This is a genomic window from Micropruina sp. (assembly GCF_047607385.1).
In the GTDB taxonomy this organism is placed as follows: Bacteria; Actinomycetota; Actinomycetes; order Propionibacteriales; family Propionibacteriaceae; genus Micropruina.
On sequence record NZ_JASGDE010000016.1, the window covers coordinates 19,196 to 37,125 of the forward strand.

Here is a 17,930-nt window from a genome sequence, read left to right on the forward strand (position 1 = left end):
CAGGCTGGGGTCGCCGTTCGGGCCGGGGGAGAGCGGCCTGGCCCGATGAGGCAGGATGGGCGGGTGCTGTTGTCGATTCCCTCCCCGCCGGTCAGCGGCTGGCAGATCGGTCCGTTCTTCCTGCACATCTACGCGTTGTGCCTGATCACCGGCATGGTCGCGGCGTGGGTGATCGGCAACCGGCGCTGGCAGGCCCGCGGCGGCGCCCCGGAGCAGTTCGAGACGATCGTGCTGGTGGCGATCCCGGTCGGCATCGTCGGCGCCCGCGTCTACCACGTGCTGACCCACCTGGGCGACTACTTCGCGCCCGGCATCGACCCGTGGAGCGCGCTGCGGATCTGGGAGGGCGGCATCGCCATCTACGGCGCGATCGGCGCCGGAGCGCTGGCCGCCTGGCTGATGTGCCGCCGGTTCGGCGTCCGGTTCAGTTCCCTGGCCGATTCGCTGGCGCCCGGCATCGCGGTCGGTCAGGCGCTGGGCCGGTTCGGCAACTGGTTCAACCAGGAGCTGTACGGGCTGCCCACCGACCTGCCCTGGGGCTTGGAGATCGATCCCGCGCACCGGGTCGCCGGCTACGAGCAGTACGCCACCTTCCACCCCACCTTCGCCTACGAATCGCTGTGGAACCTGCTGGTGGCGCTGGTCCTGATCGGGGCCGACCGGCGCTTCCGGCTGGGCCGGGGCAAGGTCTTCGCCCTCTACATCGCGCTCTACGGCTTCGGCCGGTTCTTCACCGAGGGCATCCGGCTGGACTTCTCCTACGACACCTTCGGCCCGATCCGGTTCAACCAGGCCGTCGCCGGGCTGATCTGCTTGGCCGGCGTCGGCCTGCTGGTCTGGCTGGTCAAGAACCGTCCCGGACGCGAGCCGAGCGTCCACCTCGTCCCACCGGACGCGCCGGCGTCCGATAGCGAGGACGAGGAACCGGTCACCGCGGCAACGGACGAGCCCAAGGAGGACGCGCCGGCCGAGGACGAGGAAGCCCCACCGGTCACGACGGAGTCGTCGAACAGCTGAGGCCCGACCCTGGCCGCGACATCCGGCCTGCCGCCGCCGATCGTCGGTCACCTACCGGAACGAACAATCACAGCCCACGAGCCATCGGCTTGCGGCGCTAGAATTTCGCGCAACCGGCGTGTTTCCGGACGCGTCGCGACAGACTTTTCGGCAGAGTACCGGGCCGGCGGGGAGCGTCCCGCCGGTCCACGATGCAAGCGTTCGTAACCTCGCCGAAACGTTGGCGTCTGTATGCTGCGCAGGCGTGCAGCGTCGACGCCGGGCGGCGGACGCTTTTCGCACCCCGGCTGCGGCCCTGTGCACCCGGAAGATGAGGAGAACGCCCTATGGCTGAAACGTCCATGCCCGCCAGATCCCCGCAAGGCCTGTACGACCCCTCCTTCGAGCACGACGCCTGTGGCGTGGCGTTCGTCGCCCAGCTCAGCGGGGAGGCCAGCCACGACATCGTGGCCAAGGGCCTGACCGCTCTGGAGAATTTGGACCATCGCGGCGCCACCGGCGCCGACGCCGCGGCCGGTGACGGTGCCGGCATGCTGCTGCAGGTGCCGGACGCCTTCCTCCGCGCCGTCGCCGACTTCGACCTGCCCGCGGCGGGCGGCTATGCGATGGGCATGGCGTTCCTGCCGACCTCCCCGGTGAAGCGGGCCCGGGTCAAGCGCACCATCGAGTACATCGCCGTCGAGGAGGGCCTGGACGTCCTCGGCTGGCGCGCGGTGCCCACCGACGACTCCACGCTGAGCCCGATCTCGCGGGAGGCGATGCCGGTCTTCGAGCAGCTGTTCCTGGCCTCCCCGAACGGCGAGACCGGCATCGAGCTGGACCGGCTGGCCTACCCGCTGCGGCAGCGGGCCCGCAACGAGGCCGCGGTCTACTTCGCCTCGCTGTCCGCCCGGACCACGGTCTACAAGGGCATGCTGACCACCCAGCAGCTGGCCGAGGTGTTCCCCGACCTGACCGACGAGCGGATCGCCTCGGCGCTGGCGCTGGTGCACTCCCGGTTCTCCACCAACACCTTCCCGGCCTGGGAGCTCAGCCACCCGTACCGGCTGATCGCGCACAACGGCGAGATCAACACGGTCAAGGGCAACCGCAACTGGATGCGGGCCCGGGAGGCGCTGCTGGCCACCGACAACATCCCCGGCGACCTGGAGCGGCTGTTCCCGATCTGCACTCCGGGCGGCTCCGACTCGGCGTCCTTCGACGAGGTGCTGGAACTGCTGCACCTGGGCGGCCGGTCGCTGCCGCACGCGGTGATGATGATGATCCCGGAGCCGTGGGAGAACAACGCCGAGATGGACCCGGCCCGCCGGGACTTCTACTCCTTCCACTCCTCGCTGATGGAGCCCTGGGACGGGCCCGCCGCGGTCTGCTTCACCGACGGCACCCTGATCGGCGCCACCCTGGACCGCAACGGGCTGCGTCCGGGCCGCTACTGGGTCTCCGACGACGGCCTGGTGGTGTTCGCCTCCGAGTCCGGCGTGATCGACCTGCCGCAGAGCAAGGTGATCGCCAAGGGCCGGCTGCAGCCGGGACGGATGCTGCTGGTCGACCTGGCCGAGCACCGGCTGATCGACGACGACGAGATCAAATCGTCGCTGGCCGCCGAGCAGCCCTACGGCGAGTGGCTGGAGCGAGGCCGGGTCGACCTCGACGACCTGCCGGAGCGGCAGCACGTGGTGCACAGCGCCGCCTCGGTGCTGCGCCGCCAGCAGGTCTTCGGCTACACCCACGAAGAGCTGAAGCTGATCCTGGCCCCGATGGCCAACAGCGGGGCCGAGCCGATCGGATCGATGGGCACCGACACCCCGCTGGCGGTGCTGAGCCAGCGTCCCCGGCTGCTGTTCGACTACTTCGCCCAGCTGTTCGCCCAGGTCACCAACCCGCCGCTGGACGCCATCCGCGAAGAGCTGGTCACCTCGCTGAGTTCCACCTTCGGGCCGGAGGGCAATCTGCTGCAGCCCGGGCCGGACTCCTGCAAGCACATCGTGATCGGCTACCCGGTGCTCGATTCCGATCAGCTGGCCAAGCTGGTGCGGATCAACCGGGACGGCTCCAACCCGGCCTACGACACCCACGTGGTGCGCGGGCTCTACCCGGTGGAGGAGGGCGCCCTCGGGTTGAAGGCCACCCTGGACGCGCTCTGCCAGGAGGTCACCAACTCCATCGAGCGGGGCTGCCGGACGATCATCCTGTCCGACCGGCACTCCAACGCCGACCTGGCGCCGATCCCGTCCCTGCTGCTCACCGCGGCGGTGCACCATCACCTGGTGCGCGAGAAGAAGCGCAGCCAGGTCGGCCTGATCGTCGAGGCCGGCGACGTCCGCGAGGTGCACCACCTGGCGCTGCTGATCGGCTACGGAGCGGCCGCGGTCAACCCGTACCTGGCCTTCGAATCCGCCGAAGACCTGGCCCGCCGCGAGTGGCTGGTCAAGGTGGAGCCGGAGAAGGCCGTCGCCAACGTCCGCAAGGCGCTCGGCAAGGGCGTGCTGAAGGTGATGTCCAAGATGGGCGTCTCCACCATCGCCTCCTACACCGGCGCGCAGATCTTCGAGGCGCTCGGCCTGAGTTCCGAGTTCGTCGACGCCTACTTCACCGGCACCACCAGCCGGGTGGAGGGCATCGGCCTGGACGAGATCGCCCAGGGCATCGCCGCCAGGCACGCGGTTGCCTACCCGCCGGACCGGATCACGCTGCCGCACCGCACCCTGAACGTGGGCGGCGAGTACCAGTGGCGTCGCGAGGGCGAGCCGCATCTGTTCGACCCGGAGACGGTGTTCCGGCTGCAGCACGCCACCCGGTCCAAGCGCTACGACATCTTCAAGGCGTACACCGACCGGGTGAACGACCAGGCCAAGCGGCTGATGACGCTGCGCGGGCTGCTCGAGTTCGCGTCCGACCGCAAGCCGGTGCCGATCGAACAGGTCGAGCCGGTCAGCGAGATCGTCAAGCGGTTCTCCACCGGCGCCATGTCGTACGGCTCCATCTCGCGCGAGGCGCACGAGACGCTGGCCATCGCGATGAACCGGCTGGGCGCCAAGTCGAACACCGGCGAGGGCGGCGAGGACGTCGACCGGCTCTACGATCCGGAGCGGCGCTCGGCGATCAAGCAGGTGGCGTCCGGACGGTTCGGGGTGACGTCCGACTACCTGACCAACGCCACCGACATCCAGATCAAGATGGCCCAGGGCGCCAAGCCCGGCGAGGGCGGCCAGCTGCCCGGCCAGAAGGTCTACCCGTGGGTGGCCACCACCCGGCACTCCACGCCCGGCGTCGGGCTGATCAGCCCGCCGCCGCACCACGACATCTACTCGATCGAGGATCTCAAGCAGCTGATCCACGACCTGAAGTGCGCCAACCCGGTCGCCCGGGTGCACGTCAAGCTGGTCGCCGAGGTCGGTGTCGGCACCGTCGCGGCCGGCGTCTCCAAGGCGAAGGCGGACGTGGTGCTGATCTCCGGGCACGACGGCGGCACCGGCGCGGCGCCGCTGACCTCGCTCAAGCATGCCGGCGGACCCTGGGAGCTCGGCCTGGCCGAGACCCAGCAGACGCTGCTGCTGAACGGCCTGCGCGACCGGATCGTGGTGCAGGTGGACGGCCAGCTGAAGACCGGCCGGGACGTGGTGATCGGCGCCCTGCTGGGTGCCGAGGAGTTCGGCTTCGCCACCGCTCCGCTGGTGGTCTCCGGCTGCGTGATGATGCGGGTCTGTCACCTGGACACCTGCCCGGTCGGGGTGGCCACCCAGAACCCGGAGCTGCGGGCCAAGTTCAGCGGCAAGCCCGAGTTCGTGGTGAACTTCTTCGAGTTCATCGCCGAGGAGGTGCGCGAGATCCTGGCGTCGCTGGGCTTCCGCTCCATCGAGGAGGCGGTCGGCCACGTCGAGGTGCTGCAGGCGCGCAAGGCCGTCGACCACTGGAAGGCCAAGGGTCTCGACCTGGAGCCGATCCTGCACTGGGTGGACACCGACGGCCCGCTGCACCGGGTCACCGTTCAGGATCACGGCCTGGACACCAAGCTCGACATGAAGCTGATCGAGCTGGCCCAGCCTGCGCTGACCCGCGGCGAACTCGTCCGGGCCGACCTGACGGTGCGCAACGTGGACCGCACGGTGGGCACCATCCTGGGTCACGAGGTGACCAAGGCGACCCGCGGCAAGGGCCTGCCGGAGAACACCATCGACCTGACCCTGCGCGGCACCGCCGGGCAGAGCTTCGGTGCGTTCCTGCCGGCCGGCGTGACGCTGCGGCTGGTCGGCGACACCAACGACTACTTCGGCAAGGGTCTCTCCGGGGGACGGCTCACCGTCCGTCCGTCCGAGGACGCCGCGTTCGTCGCCGAGGAGCACATCATCGCCGGCAACGTGATCGGCTACGGCGCCACCTCCGGTGAGCTGTTCATCCGGGGCAAGGTGGGCGAGCGGTTCTGCGTCCGCAACTCGGGTGCCACCGCCGTCGTCGAAGGGGTGGGCGACCACGGCTGCGAGTACATGACCGGTGGCGAGGCGCTGATCATCGGCGGCACCGGACGCAACTTCGCGGCCGGCATGTCCGGCGGTGTCGCCTACGTGCTCGACCTGGACCGCAGCCGGCTGAACACCGAGATGGTGGATCCGCTGGAGCCGACCGAGGCCGACCTGGCCCGAGTCCGGCAACTGCTGGTCAAGCACCGCGAAGAGACCGGCTCGGCGGTCGCCGAGCGACTGCTGGCCACCGATGACCTGGCCTCCCGGTTCACCACCGTGATGCCGCGTGACTACGCCCGGGTGGTGGCCGCCCGGGCCGAGGCCGAGCAGGCCGGACTGGATGAAGAGGCAACCACCGCGATGATGATGGAGGCCGCGCATGGCTGACCCCAGAGGTTTTATCACCACCCCGCGCGAGGTGGCCGAGCGCCGTCCGGTCGCGGAGCGGGTGCACGACTGGAACGAGGTGTACCCCGGTTCGCCCGGCAAGGCGGTGCTGCCGATCATCACCAAGCAGGCCGGACGCTGCATGGACTGCGGTATCCCGTTCTGCCACTCCGGGTGCCCGTTGGGCAACCTGATCCCGGAGTGGAACGACCTGGTCTGGCGTGACGACTGGCGCGGCGCCACCGACCGGCTGCACGCCACCAACAACTTCCCCGAGTTCACCGGACGGCTCTGCCCGGCACCCTGTGAGACGGCCTGCGTGGTCGGCATCAACCGTGACCCGGTGACCATCAAGAACGTCGAGGTGGCGATCATCGATCGGGCCTGGAACGACCGCCGGGTGACCGCGGTCACCCCGGAATGGCACACCGGCAAGACGGTCGCGGTGATCGGTTCCGGGCCGTCCGGCCTGGCCGCCGCGCAGCAGTTGACCCGGGCCGGGCACACCGTGGTGGTGTACGAGCGGGCGGACGCCATCGGCGGCCTGCTGCGCTACGGCATCCCCGAGTTCAAGATGGAGAAGGCCGTCCTGGACCGCCGGCTGCGGCAGATGCGGCTGGAGGGCACGGTGTTCAAGACCGGACGCCGGATCGGCGCCGAGGGCGACCTGACCGGCGAGCAGCTGCTGGACCGGTTCGACGCGGTGGTGCTGGCGATCGGCTCGACCGTGCCGCGGGACCTGCCGGTGCCGGGCCGGGAGCTGAACGGCATCCATCAGGCGATGGAATTCCTGCCGCAGGCCAACCGGGCCGCGCTCGGCGAGGAGGTTCCCGATCAGATCACCGCCACCGGCAAGCACGTGGTGATCATCGGCGGCGGCGACACCGGCGCCGACTGCCTGGGCACGTCCATCCGCCAGGGCGCCGCCTCGGTGACCCAGCTGGAGATCCTGCCGATGCCGCCGGAGCAGCGCCCGGCCAACCAGCCGTGGCCGACCTACCCGATGATCTTCCGGGTCTCCTCGGCCCACGAGGAGGCCGGCGAGCGGGTCTACTCGGTGTCGACCAGCGAGTTCGTCGGCGACGCCGACGGCAAGGTGACCACGCTGCGGCTGTCGGAGGTGGCGTTCAGCAACGGACGCTTCGAGCCGGTGCCGGGCACCGAGCGGGAGCTGCCCGCCGACCTGGTGCTGCTGGCGATGGGCTTCGTCGGCCCGGAGAAGGCCGGCCTGGTGGAGCAGCTCGGCGTCGATCTCGACCCGCGCGGAAACGTCGCCCGGGACGAGAACTACGCCACCTCGGTGCCGGGCGTCTTCGTCGCCGGGGATGCCGGACGCGGCCAGTCGCTGATCGTCTGGGCGATCGCCGAGGGCCGCTCCTGCGCCAACGGCGTGGACGCCTACCTGCAGGGCAGTTCCCGGCTGCCGAAACCGATCCTGCCCACCGAGCGCCCGCTGATGGTCTGAGTCGCCGGCCGAGCCCATCGGCGGGACACTCCGCCGGTGGGACGCTGGGGACGGTTCCTTTCGTCCCACTGGTAGTACCTGTGGGACGCCGGGGACGGTTCTTTTCGTCTCATTGGTAGCACCAGTGGGACGAAAGGAACCGTCCCCCTCGTCTCACTGGTGGTACCAGTGGAACAGCGGGCGGTTCTTTCGGTCCGCCGCCGGTCTTGACCGGACCGGCCCGACCCGCAACGCTTGCCTTTCCCCCTTCGGAGTAGGAGGCCCCCGGTGGCCAAGCTGAAGAAGATGCTGAAGCGTGCCAAGGCGCTGACGTACCTGCCCTTCCCCAATCGGACGCCGGCGGATCCGCCGCTGAACTCCCCGCTGGACCTGATCAGGGAATATGTCCGGGCCTGGGACGCCAAGGACGCCGAGGCGCTCGGCCGGCTGTTCGTCGAGGACGCCGACTTCATCAACGTGGTCGGGCTGCGCTGGACCGGACGCCGCTCGATCGTCAAGGCCCAGAAGTTCGGCTTCGACAACGCCTTCGTGGGCGCCTCGCTGGAACTGCTGGAGGCACACCAGCGCTTCCTCGGCGACGACGCGGCGGTGGTCATCGCCCGCTGGCAGATCTCCGGCCAGGTCGATCCCGAGGGCGAGTCGCTCGACGCGCGCCGCGGCGTGCTCAGCGCCACCCTGGTGAAGCTGGAGGACGGCACCTGGCTCGGGGTCAGCTGCCAGAACACCGACATCGCGCCGGCCGCCGACACCAACATCTCCCGCGGCGGCACGATCAGCGCGGCCAGCTACATCAAGGGTCCGACTCCGGCCGAGCTGGCCGCGTCCGAACTCGTCGACGACTGACCGCCGGCGCGCCGCCGACCGATTCCGCCTACCTGCGTCACCTCCGGAGGCGCTGGTGAGCCGGGCTCTCGCTGCCGCGTGCCGTCGCTCGATAGGCTGCCGCTGTGACCACCCCCGTCCGGATCCTCGTCGCCGACGACGATGCCCAGGTACGCGAGGCGTACCGGTCGTTCTTCGCCGGACGCCCCGAGGTGCAACTGGTCGGTGAGGCACACGACGGCGCCGAGGCCATCGACGCGTACCGCGAGCTGAACCCCGACCTGGTGCTGATGGACCTGCAGATGCCCGGCACCTCCGGCATCGACGCGATCCGGGCGATCACCGAGCGCTGGCCGTCCTCCCGGGTGGTGGCGCTGACCACCTTCGGAACCCGTGACTACGTGGTGGCCGCGCTGCGCGCCGGGGCGTCCGGCTATCTGCTGAAGGGGACCGGGGGACCGGCACTGCTGGCCGCGATCCAGGGGGCGCTGGCCGGTGAGATGCCGCTGTCCTCGGCGGTCCGCCGGGAGCTGGTGGCGTCCCTGGTGACCGCCGACGAGCCGCCGCGGACGGCTCCGGCCGACGATCTCACCCCGCGCGAGGTGGAACTGGTGGCCTGGCTCGCACATGGCCTGACCAATCGCCAGATCGGACGCCGGATGCTGCTGTCCGAGGGCTCAGTCAAGCAGTATCTGACCCGGATCGCGGGAAAGCTCGGGGTCACCTCGCGGATCCAGGTCCTGGTGCGGGCGATCCATCTCGGCATCGTCGACCCGACCACGCTGCCGTCGATGGGGAACCGTCCGGGCTGACTCCTGCAGCCGGCGCGGCAGGCTGGCCGACACCCGCCACCGGTCGCCGTCCGGTCCGGCCTGGAACCGGCCGCCGGTCAGATGCGCGCGCTCGGTGAGTCCGAGCAGCCCCCAGCCGGTGGAATGCGGGTCGGTCGGGGTGTCGCTTCCCAGCGGGCTGGTGATCACGATCTCCACCGTGTCGGCGTGCACGGCGATCTCGATGCTGCAGTCGGACGCCGGGGGCGCGTAGCGCAGCATATTGGTCGTGGCTTCCCGCAGGATGCGGGCCAATGTGCGGCGGGTGGTCGGGTCGCAGTCGTCCGCGTCCGGATCGACGACCAGCCGGACCCGGTGCCCGGCCTCGGTCAACGAGGCCGACACTCCTTCGGCCAGCCGCGTCGGCGTCGCCCAGTCGGACTCGGCGGTGGTCGTGGCCGGCACCTTGACCGGCTCGTCCTGAAGCAGCCGGACCAGGGTGCCGAGGTCTGCCTTGGCACCGCGATTGAGTTCCGCCACCTGCGCCGCGGTGCGCTGCAGTCCGGCCAGATCCGCACTGCGGTGCGCCATGATCTGCATCGACATCAACGACAGCTGGTGGGCCACGATGTCGTGCAACTCCCCGGCCAGCTGCCGGCGCTCCTGCTCACGAGCCGAGGCGGCCTCCCGCCGCAGCCAGGCCAGCGCCGCGAGCTGCGTGCTGCGCACCTGCTGGAAGTGATGCAGCCCCAGACCGGCCAGCGCTCCCACGAACGGCAGCGCGAACGCAGGTGCGCTCTCGACGCTCAGACCGCCTCGAACCGCCAGCAGCAGGTAGCCGACCCAGGCGACCAGAAGATACGGCAGTGAGCGCGGTCGCCGGGCGGTGGCGACGACGGCCAGTGCCACGGCGGCCAGATGTCCGGGTTGCCAGAACGGCAACGACTGGTACCAGGGGAGCGCCCCGATCGCGCCCACGATCATCGCCACGGCGGCCGGAACCGGCCACCAGCCGGCCATCCCGACCCCGACGAGAACCACCGCCCAGCAGACGTGCAGCGGCCAGGACGCCTCACCGGCGGCCGCGGCCGTCACGGTGTGCACCAGCGCGGTGAGCACGCCGGCCACCGAGGCTGCGGTGAGCGCGAACCGGCCCGCCTCCGGACGCAGCCAGGTCGCCCATCCGGCCCGAACCCGCGGCGCCGCCACCGACGGGGTGCGCACCGGCACCACGACCTGAAGCGTCCAGCGACCGTCGGCGGGTTCCGCATCCCAGCTGCCGCCGAGTTCGCGGATCTCCTCGGCGACCGCCGGCTCGCCGGCGTCCGATCCGGCGCTGCCGAGCCGGATGTCATGGCCGAATCGGAGCACGGTCGCTGCCGCGGTCCGGGTCAGGGTGAGCTCGCAACTGCTGCCCGGCGTCGCACAGGTCCGGACGTGGTCGACGGCTTCGCGCAGCGCGGCACGGACCAGGTCGGCCGTCCGGAGGCCGACGCCGTCGAGGCTGTCCGGCAGCTCCAGTTCGACGGCGTGACCGCGGCCCACCAATTCGTCCTCGGATTCCTCCAGCACCGTCTCCAGGTAGCCGGCGGCATCGACCGGCTCGTCCGGTTCGCCGCCGCGCAGCGCGGCGACCAGTTCGCGCAGCCGGCTCAGGGCGGTCTGGCTGGCAGCCTGGGTGCGGGCCAGGGCATCGGCCAAGGCGCCCGGGTCGGAGCGCACCTCCGCCCGGGTGAGCAGTTCGCCGTACGCGTCCAGGTCGTCCACCAGCAGGTCGGACAGCTCGCGGGCCAGGGTGGCGCGCTCGTCGCCGCGGACCCGGTCGATCCGCTCCTCCAGCGACACGATCCGCGCCGCCGCCGCGCGCGAACGACGATACTGGGCCCGGACGGCCAGCCCGACCCCCAGCGCACCGGCCAGCGTCAGCAGGTAGAAAGCGAAACGCTGCGGCGATGTGCCCAGCACCAGGTCGAGCAGCAGCACCGCCGCGTAGCCGCCGACCACGATGGCCGAGGTCCGCCGGGAACGGCTCGCCACCACCGCGATGGTGGTCACCACCAGTGGTAAGGCGCCGAAAGCGGCACTCGGCACCAGGAGGATCGAGACCACGGGCACCGCGCCCAGGGCCACGCCGGCCAGCGGGTAGCGCAGGGCGGTGATCGGCGCAGCCACGGAGAGGACGGCGAGCACCAGGTGCCACCCCGCCACATCGTCGCGCAACACGGTGTCGATGAAATCGCCCACCACCACGATCACGACCAAGCCCTGGAATGCGACGAGCGACAGTCGCGGCAGGCCGCGCCGGCCGCCGGTAGGTGCAATTCCGGAAGGTGTCCGCATCGACCGCCCCCGAGGTAGACAGACCTCGGTCAGTCTAGTGGCAACGGAATCCTGAGGAGAACGCTCACGGATTTCCTGCGTCGGAGTCATGCCACATCCCGGACGTCAATGGCGCGGGAACTGGGCCAGCACCAACCATTCCGCGTCGGCGACATCGGCGGTGAAACTGCCGCCGGTCAACGATATCCGCGCGGCCAGGCCACGGAGACCGCGACCCGGGGGTGGCGCCGTCATTCCGGACGGCACCGGATTGCGCACCTCCACGCTGGCGTGCTGATCGGTGATTCGCACGTCGACGATGCACCGGCTCTTCGGCGGAGCGTGCCGGATCACGTTCGCGACCGCCTCGTCGATCACCCGGGAGAGGGTGCGCTGCACGGTCATCTCGACGTCGTCGGCCGCCGCGGGCACCCGGATCTCCGGTTCGAAACCGTGCTCGACCAGGGCCAACTCGGCCGCCGCGGCGCTCCGCGTCGGCGGAACCCGCTCGCTCAACTCCCGGATCTCAGTGCCGGACGCGGAGGTGGCCGGGTCGTCCCGCAGGACGTCGGCGAGCAGCCGGAGTTCGTTGAGCGCCTCCGCCGTGGCACGGTCCACCACCGACAGTACCCTGGCCAGCACGGCCGGGTCGGCGCTCGTCCGTGCGCTCATCAGCTGCAGCGCCGCCGTGGACAGCTGATGGGTCACCACGTCGTGCAGTTCCCGCGACAGCGTCCGGCGTTCCTCGGCCCTGATCCGGGCGTTCTCGGCGGCCCGCCGGGCGGCCGAGAGGGCCGCCCGCTCGCGACGCTCCCGGATCACCAGCGCGACCCAGCCGAGGGCAGCGCCCCCCGCCAGGCTGGCGCCGAGGGTGAGCGCCAGCAGGCCCCGCTGGTCGCCGGCATAGACCAGCACCCGGACGCCGACGTAGCCGGCCAGTGCCAGGCTGACCCAGCCCGCGCTGCGGCGGTCCAGCTGGGCCAGGGCCAGGGCGGGCACCACGGTGAGCAGCAATGCGTCCATGCCGGTGGACGTCCAGAACAGCGCGACCGCCAGCGGGATGGCGGCGATGCCCAGCCCGAGCCGGGGACGCCACAGCGCGATCATCATCGCCAGGTAGGCCAGCGCGTCCATCACGACCAGCGGAACCTCGGCGTCGGTCGGGGGATCGAAGACGGTCAACCGGACGAAGTCGAACAGCAGGAAGACCAGCAGGGCGGTGCCCAGCAGGCGCAACTGATCGGCGCCGGCCAAGGCCCGGAGTCGTCGCACGGTCACGACTCCGGTCTGCTCGCCAATGCTCATCGGTGCGGTGGACATGCGCATCACCTGGGGACGCAACTGCCGGGGACCCAGAAGCAGAACCACGAGGTTGGCCGCGCTGCGCTGTGCGTGGTTTCGGTGGCCGCCTGGGCCACGACGGCGGGTTGGGCGAAGACCAGCATGAAGGCGGCCACACAGCAGACCACGTAACGTTTGAACATCGGATTACCTCTTCGTAGTGACTCGGCGATCGTCATCGTTGCCGTCAGGTTGCTGCGCCGGACATTGACGAATGGGCAATCCGGGACAGGTCTGGCCATTGGTGAACTGACCCGCTCGCCCGGACGGGCCGCAGGATGAACACCATGACAACCCCAGTCCACACCCGCGTCCTGATCGTCGACGACGATGCCCTGGTTCGCGAGGCCTATCGTTCGTTCTTCGCCGATCGCGACGACTTCGCCCTGGTCGGCGAGGCCCGTGACGGCGCCGAGGCCGTCGACTCCTATGCCGTCCTCCAGCCCGCCATCGTGCTGATGGACCTGCAGATGCCCGGCGTCTCCGGGATCGAGGGCACCCGGCGGATCTGCTCCCGCTGGCCCGGGGCCTGCGTCGTCGCACTGACCACCTTCGGCACCCGGGACTACATCGTCGCCGCGCTGCGCGCCGGGGCCTCCGGCTATCTGCTCAAGGACGCCGGCGCCGGCCAGCTGATCGCCGCCATGCACCAGGCGTTGTGCGGCGACATGCCGCTGTCGTCGTCGATCCGGAGGCAACTGGTCTCCTCGGTCACCGGCGAGGCCGGCACCGCCGGTCAACCCGCCGACGTCGGGCTGACCGCCCGCGAGGTGGAGTTGCTCGGCTGGCTCACCCAGGGAATGACCAATTTCCAGATCGGACGCCAGATGTACGTCTCGGAAGGTTCGGTGAAGCAGTACCTGTCGCACATCGGCGACAAGCTGGGTGTGAAATCCCGCACCCAGATTCTGGTCAAGGCGATCCAGCTCAACATTGTGAATCCCCACCTGACCCCCACCATCGAGGCCCAATTCATCGCACGGTGAGGCCGCTTAACCTTCGGCCAGACCGGCGGCTGAATCGTTGAACACCGCCCGGCGGCGTGATTCAGTCCAAGGCACGGGCACATCCCTCGGTCCGCACCTCAGCTGTCAAAGGAGTACCGCAGATGCACACCACCCCCGGGACAACCGTCCTGGCTCCCGCAGCGGGAGCCACCCCGCACACCAGCACGGCACCGATCGCCGCCCAGGACGTCCGCAAGGCGTACCAGGCCGGCAAGGAGACCGTGGAGATCCTGCACGGCGTCTCGCTGCAGGTGCAGGAGCAGGAGATCGTCGCGGTGATGGGCCCGTCCGGCTCGGGCAAATCCACCCTGCTCTACTGCCTGGCCGGATTGGAGCTGCCCTCGGACGGCTTCGTGGCGATCGGCGGTCGTCCGCTGGCCTCGCTGTCCCGCGCCGACCTGGCCCGGATGCGGCGCGCGGAGCTGGGGTTCGTGTTCCAGTCCTACAACCTGATCCCGACCCTGACCGCCACCGAGAACGTGGAGCTGCCCTACACGCTGGGCGGCAAGAGGCCGCCGGCGGAGCTGATCCGGGACACCCTCGCCGCGGTCGGCCTGACCGACCGGGCCCAGGCCCGTCCGCCGTCGATGTCCGGCGGCGAGCAGCAGCGCGTCGCGCTGGCCCGGGTGCTCGCCCAGCAGCCGCGGGTGATCTTCGCCGACGAACCCACCGGCGCCCTCGACACCCGCACCGGAGAGCTGGTCCTGGCCGAGCTGGTGCGTAGTGCGCACACCCCCGGCCGCTGCGTCCTGGTGGTCACCCACGACCCCAAGGTCGCGGCCGCCTGCGATCGCGTCCTGTTCATGCGCGACGGCCTCCTGGTCGACGAGCTCCGCGGAGCCTCGGTGGGTCGGGTCGCCGCGACGCTGGCCGGGCTGAGCACCCAGCAGGGAGCCTGAGATGCGGCGCGTCTACCTGGCGGAGCTCCGCGACTCCTGGTCGGCGTGGCTTGGGGTGTCGCTGGCCTTCGTGGCGACCAACCTGTCCTTCGTGGTCTCGGCGCTGGTGCTGTCCTCGGGCTGGGCCGCGGTCGGGGCCGGGCAGCTGGTGCTGGAGGACAGCGCCGAGTTCACCCTCACGCCGATCACCAATTTCGTCTTCTCCGGCATCGTCGGCCTGACCGTGGTGGCCACCAGCGCGACCATGGTGGTGGACACCCGCCGCGGCAGCCTGGCCCGGCTGGCCGTGGCCGGCGCCGATCCCGGCCAGATCGTGCGATCGGTGATGTCCCAGCTGGTCGCGGTCTCGCTGGCCTCCGCGGTGATCGCGGACATCGTCGCGGTGGCCACGCTGCAGCCCTACCTGCACTTCCTGACCACCGGCATCGAGGCCGACACCGTGATCCAGCAGCCGGCACCGGTCTACAACCTGGCGGCGATGGCGTTCGCCAACGTGGCCTGCACCGGGGTGGCGATGCTCGGCGGCCTGGGCCAGGCACGCCGGGCCGCCGCGATCCCGCCGGTCGAGGCGCTGCGGCAGGCCGCCGCCTCGCCCCCGCAACGGATGACGGTGCTGCGCTGGATCGCCGTCGGGCTGGGGGTGATCGCGCTGGCCCTGGTGTTCGGGGCGGTCTTCCCGATGCTGGAGTTCCGCAACTCCGAGACGATCAGCACCTTCCTGCAGCTGGGCGTGCTGATGCTGGTGGCGTTCACCGTGCTGGTCGCCCTGATGGCGCCGGTGCTGATCAGCCCGATCGCGCGCGGCTGGACGGCGCTGATCCCGGTGCGCCATCCGATCTGGCAGTTGGCCCGGAAGAACATCTACGTCCGCGGGCCGCGGTTCTCCCGCTCGGTGGTCCCGATCGTGTTCACCATCGCCATGATGCTGGGGCTGCTGGCGCTCGGGCCGACCCTGCTGGCCACCACCACGGCCAGCGGGTACGGCGAGGGTGCCGTCCGCCTGGACAAGGCCGGCATGGGCGCCTTCCTGTCGCTGCTGGGCCCGGCGCTGGGGATCGCCCTGTGCGGCGGCATCGGCAACCTGTTCATGATGAGCAAACAACGCGACGCCGAGCTGGCCCTGGTCGGCATCACCGGGGCCAGCCCCGGGCAGCGCCGGCTGCTGCCGGTGCTGGAGGCGATCATCCTCACCATCACGGCCACGATCCCGGCCTTGGCCGCGGTCGGCCTGATGGCGGGCTTCTACAACTTCTCGTTCAGCGCCGCGGGCCTGGTGCCGGTGTTCGTGCTGCCCCCGGAGGCCTGGTTCGTCGGCGTCGGCGGGACCGGACTGATCATGATCGCGGCCACCTTCCTGCCCACCCTCAAGGCGCTGCGGCTGCCCGAACCCCGGGTCGTCGCCCGGCTTGCCGCCGAATAAGTCCCGGCTCGGCGACTCGGCCCCGGTCTCACCGACCGGGGCCGAGTCGCGCCCGGACGCGACCGGCGCTTTTTCGCAGCCCGTCCGTATCGTCTTTCGGCCAGGCCCGGCTAACCATGGGTCAGGGCCCGCCGATCGGCATTGACCGGTAACCCCCGGGCGGCGTTTGATAAAGACAGCGGAAGATATTCCGGCGAATCCGATTCGCACCATCTTTTCCGTTTCTTCAGCTCACCAAGCAGGGAGTTCAATCATGGGCGTCCGTCCGGAATACTTCATGGCCACCGGCCCCGATTCGCCGTATTACACCAGCGGAGCCCGCCGTGGAATGCCGGCCGGCCGCGACGAACGCCTGCAGGCCGAGGAGCTTCCCGCCGGCTGGCTGGTGCAGCAGTGGACCGTCTGGGAGGGCTGGACGCCCCGGGACTGGCGGCCCCGGCTGCAGGGCTGGAAGATCCACGTCTCGGCGTCCGTCGACTGTGCCGTCGAAACCCTCCGCCGGGTCACCCGGATCTGCGTCCGGCACGCGGTGGCGTTCAAATTCCTGCCCACCGAGTCGTTCCTGGCCGAGACCAACGGCAAGCAGGCCGACCGGGGCTCGTCCGGCAAATTCGTCACCATCTACCCCGACGACGACGAGCAGCTGGCGGAGCTGCTCACCGAGCTCGAGCAGGCGCTGGCCGGCCAGCAGGGCCCCTACATCCTCAGCGACCTGCGCTACGGCGAGGCGCCGGTGTACGTCCGCTACGGCGGCATCCTGGCGCTGAACTTCCCCGACCAGCGCGACCACCCGGTGTCGGCGGTGGTCTCCGGGCCGGCGCTGACCCTGACCGCGGACGACCGCAAGCCGCGCTTCGTCATCCCGGACGGGGTGCAGCTGCCCGAGTGCCTGCGGCCCGCCTACGAGCGCTCCCGGCAGGGCACCGAGTCCCGGCTGCGGGACTTCAAGGCGGTCGCCGCGCTGCACTTCAGCAACGCCGGCGGGGTGTACAAGGCGACCCTGCCGGACGGCACCCGCCGGGTGCTGCGCGAGGCCCGGCCGCACACCGGGCTGGACGGCCGCGGCCGGGACGCGATCACCCGGCAGCGCGACGAGGAGACCACCCTGACCGAACTCCAGGGCATCCCCGGCGTGCAGCGGCTGATCGGCTCCTTCCAGGCCTGGGAGCACCGCTACCTGGAGCTGGAGTACGTGGAGGGCCGCACGCTGTCGTCCTGGGTGGTGCAGAACAGCGCCTACGACGTGCGCGACGGCGGGGAACGCAAGCGCAGCTTCGCCGCCCGGGCGATCACCATCGTCCGCGGGCTGATCGACGCGGTGGCGCGGATCCACGCCGCCGGCTGGTGCATCGGCGACCTGCACCCGGGCAATGTGATCGTCACCGAATCCGACGACGTGGTGATCCTCGACCTCGAGGACGCCACCCGGATCGACGCCGAGCGTGCCGTCGGCTTCCGGGTCTTCGAGTTCTGCGGCCCCGAGGAGCTGACCGCCGAGGAGGCCGACTGGTATGCGGTGTCCCGCTCGATCATGCTGATGTACATCAGCGACTGGGAGCTCGAGGTGATCGCCCCGGCTTTCTGGGACGAGGCGATGCGCCGGGTGCGGCTGGAGTTCGGCGACGCCAACGCCGACCAGTTGGACGAGGTGCTGACCCGCTTCCCGCACCCCGAGCACCATCTGCTGTCGCCCCGGGAGACCGTCGGCCTGTGGCCGTCCCGGCCCGACGCCGAGACCGCGATCCGGGCACTGGACGCCGGCATCGAATGGTCCCGGCAGTACTCGCCGACCGGATCGTTCCCGGGTGACTGCCTGCAGGAGGGTGACGTCGCCGAGAGCTTCGGCTTCGGCCGGGCCGGCGTGGTCTGGTCCCGGCTGCGGCTGGGCCGCCCGGTGCCGGAGCAGGACCTGGCCGCCCTGGCCCGGGCCGCGGCGGAGGCCGAACCCGAGGCCACGCCCGGCCTGCTGACCGGCCTGGCCGGCATCGCCCTGGCGCTGTCGGACGCCGGCCGGCACGAGGAC

At 70.7% G+C, this 17,930-nt stretch carries 11 protein-coding genes and 1 pseudogene; 9 read left to right on the forward strand and 3 right to left on the reverse strand.

The features are described 5' to 3' along the window. Nucleotides 1–63: 63 nt before the first annotated feature. The 5 genes from lgt to QM582_RS01155 all read left to right on the forward strand — a co-directional run bounded on the left by lgt (nucleotide 64) and on the right by QM582_RS01155 (nucleotide 8,963). On the forward strand, nucleotides 64–1,017 hold the full coding sequence (gene lgt, locus QM582_RS01135; protein ID WP_415080986.1) for a prolipoprotein diacylglyceryl transferase: 954 nt from the start codon (nucleotides 64–66) through the stop codon (nucleotides 1,015–1,017). 326 nt (nucleotides 1,018–1,343) lie between these two features. Further along, nucleotides 1,344–5,864 (forward strand): glutamate synthase large subunit, encoded by a 4,521-nt coding sequence (gltB, locus tag QM582_RS01140; RefSeq protein ID WP_415080988.1) that lies wholly within the window; start codon nucleotides 1,344–1,346, stop codon nucleotides 5,862–5,864. Then, a complete protein-coding gene (locus QM582_RS01145; RefSeq protein ID WP_415080989.1) occupies nucleotides 5,857–7,329 on the forward strand; it encodes a glutamate synthase subunit beta in 1,473 nt (490 codons plus the stop codon). The genes gltB and QM582_RS01145 overlap by 8 nt, the downstream gene beginning before the upstream one ends. A gap of 267 nt (nucleotides 7,330–7,596) precedes the next feature. Then, a complete protein-coding gene (locus QM582_RS01150) occupies nucleotides 7,597–8,172 on the forward strand; it encodes an SgcJ/EcaC family oxidoreductase (protein WP_415080991.1) in 576 nt (191 codons plus the stop codon). Between the two features lie 104 nt (nucleotides 8,173–8,276). Continuing rightward, a complete protein-coding gene (locus QM582_RS01155) occupies nucleotides 8,277–8,963 on the forward strand; it encodes a response regulator (RefSeq protein WP_415080993.1) in 687 nt (228 codons plus the stop codon). A 450-nt stretch (nucleotides 8,964–9,413) separates the two neighbouring features. On the opposite strand, the pseudogene QM582_RS01160 reads toward QM582_RS01155, so the two are convergent. The 3 genes and pseudogenes from QM582_RS01160 to QM582_RS01170 form a co-directional block, all read right to left on the reverse strand. Then, a pseudogene (locus QM582_RS01160) lies at nucleotides 9,414–11,351 on the reverse strand (histidine kinase); the annotation flags it as partial. A gap of 15 nt (nucleotides 11,352–11,366) precedes the next feature. Then, nucleotides 11,367–12,560 carry a sensor histidine kinase gene (locus QM582_RS01165; RefSeq protein WP_415080995.1) on the reverse strand — a complete coding sequence of 398 codons (1,194 nt, stop codon included), beginning with the start codon at nucleotides 12,558–12,560 and terminating at the stop codon, nucleotides 11,367–11,369. A gap of 5 nt (nucleotides 12,561–12,565) precedes the next feature. Continuing rightward, nucleotides 12,566–12,724, reverse strand: coding sequence for a hypothetical protein (locus QM582_RS01170; protein ID WP_415080997.1), 159 nt, complete (start codon nucleotides 12,722–12,724; stop codon nucleotides 12,566–12,568). A gap of 144 nt (nucleotides 12,725–12,868) precedes the next feature. Between QM582_RS01170 and QM582_RS01175 the strand changes: the two genes are divergently transcribed. From QM582_RS01175 to QM582_RS01190, 4 genes are all read left to right on the forward strand, one after another. After that, nucleotides 12,869–13,567, forward strand: a complete 699-nt coding sequence (locus QM582_RS01175; RefSeq protein WP_415080998.1) for a response regulator — start codon at nucleotides 12,869–12,871, stop codon at nucleotides 13,565–13,567. A 122-nt stretch (nucleotides 13,568–13,689) separates the two neighbouring features. Beyond that, complete coding sequence (locus QM582_RS01180) at nucleotides 13,690–14,487, forward strand: ABC transporter ATP-binding protein (RefSeq protein WP_415081000.1); 798 nt, start codon at nucleotides 13,690–13,692, stop codon at nucleotides 14,485–14,487. 1 nt (nucleotide 14,488) lies between these two features. Continuing rightward, the gene (locus tag QM582_RS01185) at nucleotides 14,489–15,907 is read left to right on the forward strand and encodes an FtsX-like permease family protein (protein ID WP_415081002.1); all 1,419 of its coding nucleotides are present in this window, start codon (nucleotides 14,489–14,491) and stop codon (nucleotides 15,905–15,907) included. A 253-nt stretch (nucleotides 15,908–16,160) separates the two neighbouring features. Continuing rightward, nucleotides 16,161–17,930 (forward strand): protein kinase domain-containing protein (locus QM582_RS01190; protein WP_415081004.1); only part of this gene is annotated, 1,770 nt, incomplete at its 3' end.

What these genes read in the sequence shown, in the direction of transcription:
- gltB (WP_415080988.1), top strand. Translation starts at nt 1,344, where the DNA reads ATGGCTGAAACGTCCATGCCCGCCAGATCCCCGCAAGGCCTGTACGAC.
- QM582_RS01145 (WP_415080989.1), top strand. Translation starts at nt 5,857, where the DNA reads ATGGCTGACCCCAGAGGTTTTATCACCACCCCGCGCGAGGTGGCCGAG.
- QM582_RS01165 (WP_415080995.1), bottom strand. Translation starts at nt 12,560, where the DNA reads ATGTCCACCGCACCGATGAGCATTGGCGAGCAGACCGGAGTCGTGACC.
- QM582_RS01170 (WP_415080997.1), bottom strand. Translation starts at nt 12,724, where the DNA reads ATGTTCAAACGTTACGTGGTCTGCTGTGTGGCCGCCTTCATGCTGGTC.
- QM582_RS01175 (WP_415080998.1), top strand. Translation starts at nt 12,869, where the DNA reads ATGACAACCCCAGTCCACACCCGCGTCCTGATCGTCGACGACGATGCC.
- QM582_RS01180 (WP_415081000.1), top strand. Translation starts at nt 13,690, where the DNA reads ATGCACACCACCCCCGGGACAACCGTCCTGGCTCCCGCAGCGGGAGCC.
- QM582_RS01185 (WP_415081002.1), top strand. Translation starts at nt 14,489, where the DNA reads ATGCGGCGCGTCTACCTGGCGGAGCTCCGCGACTCCTGGTCGGCGTGG.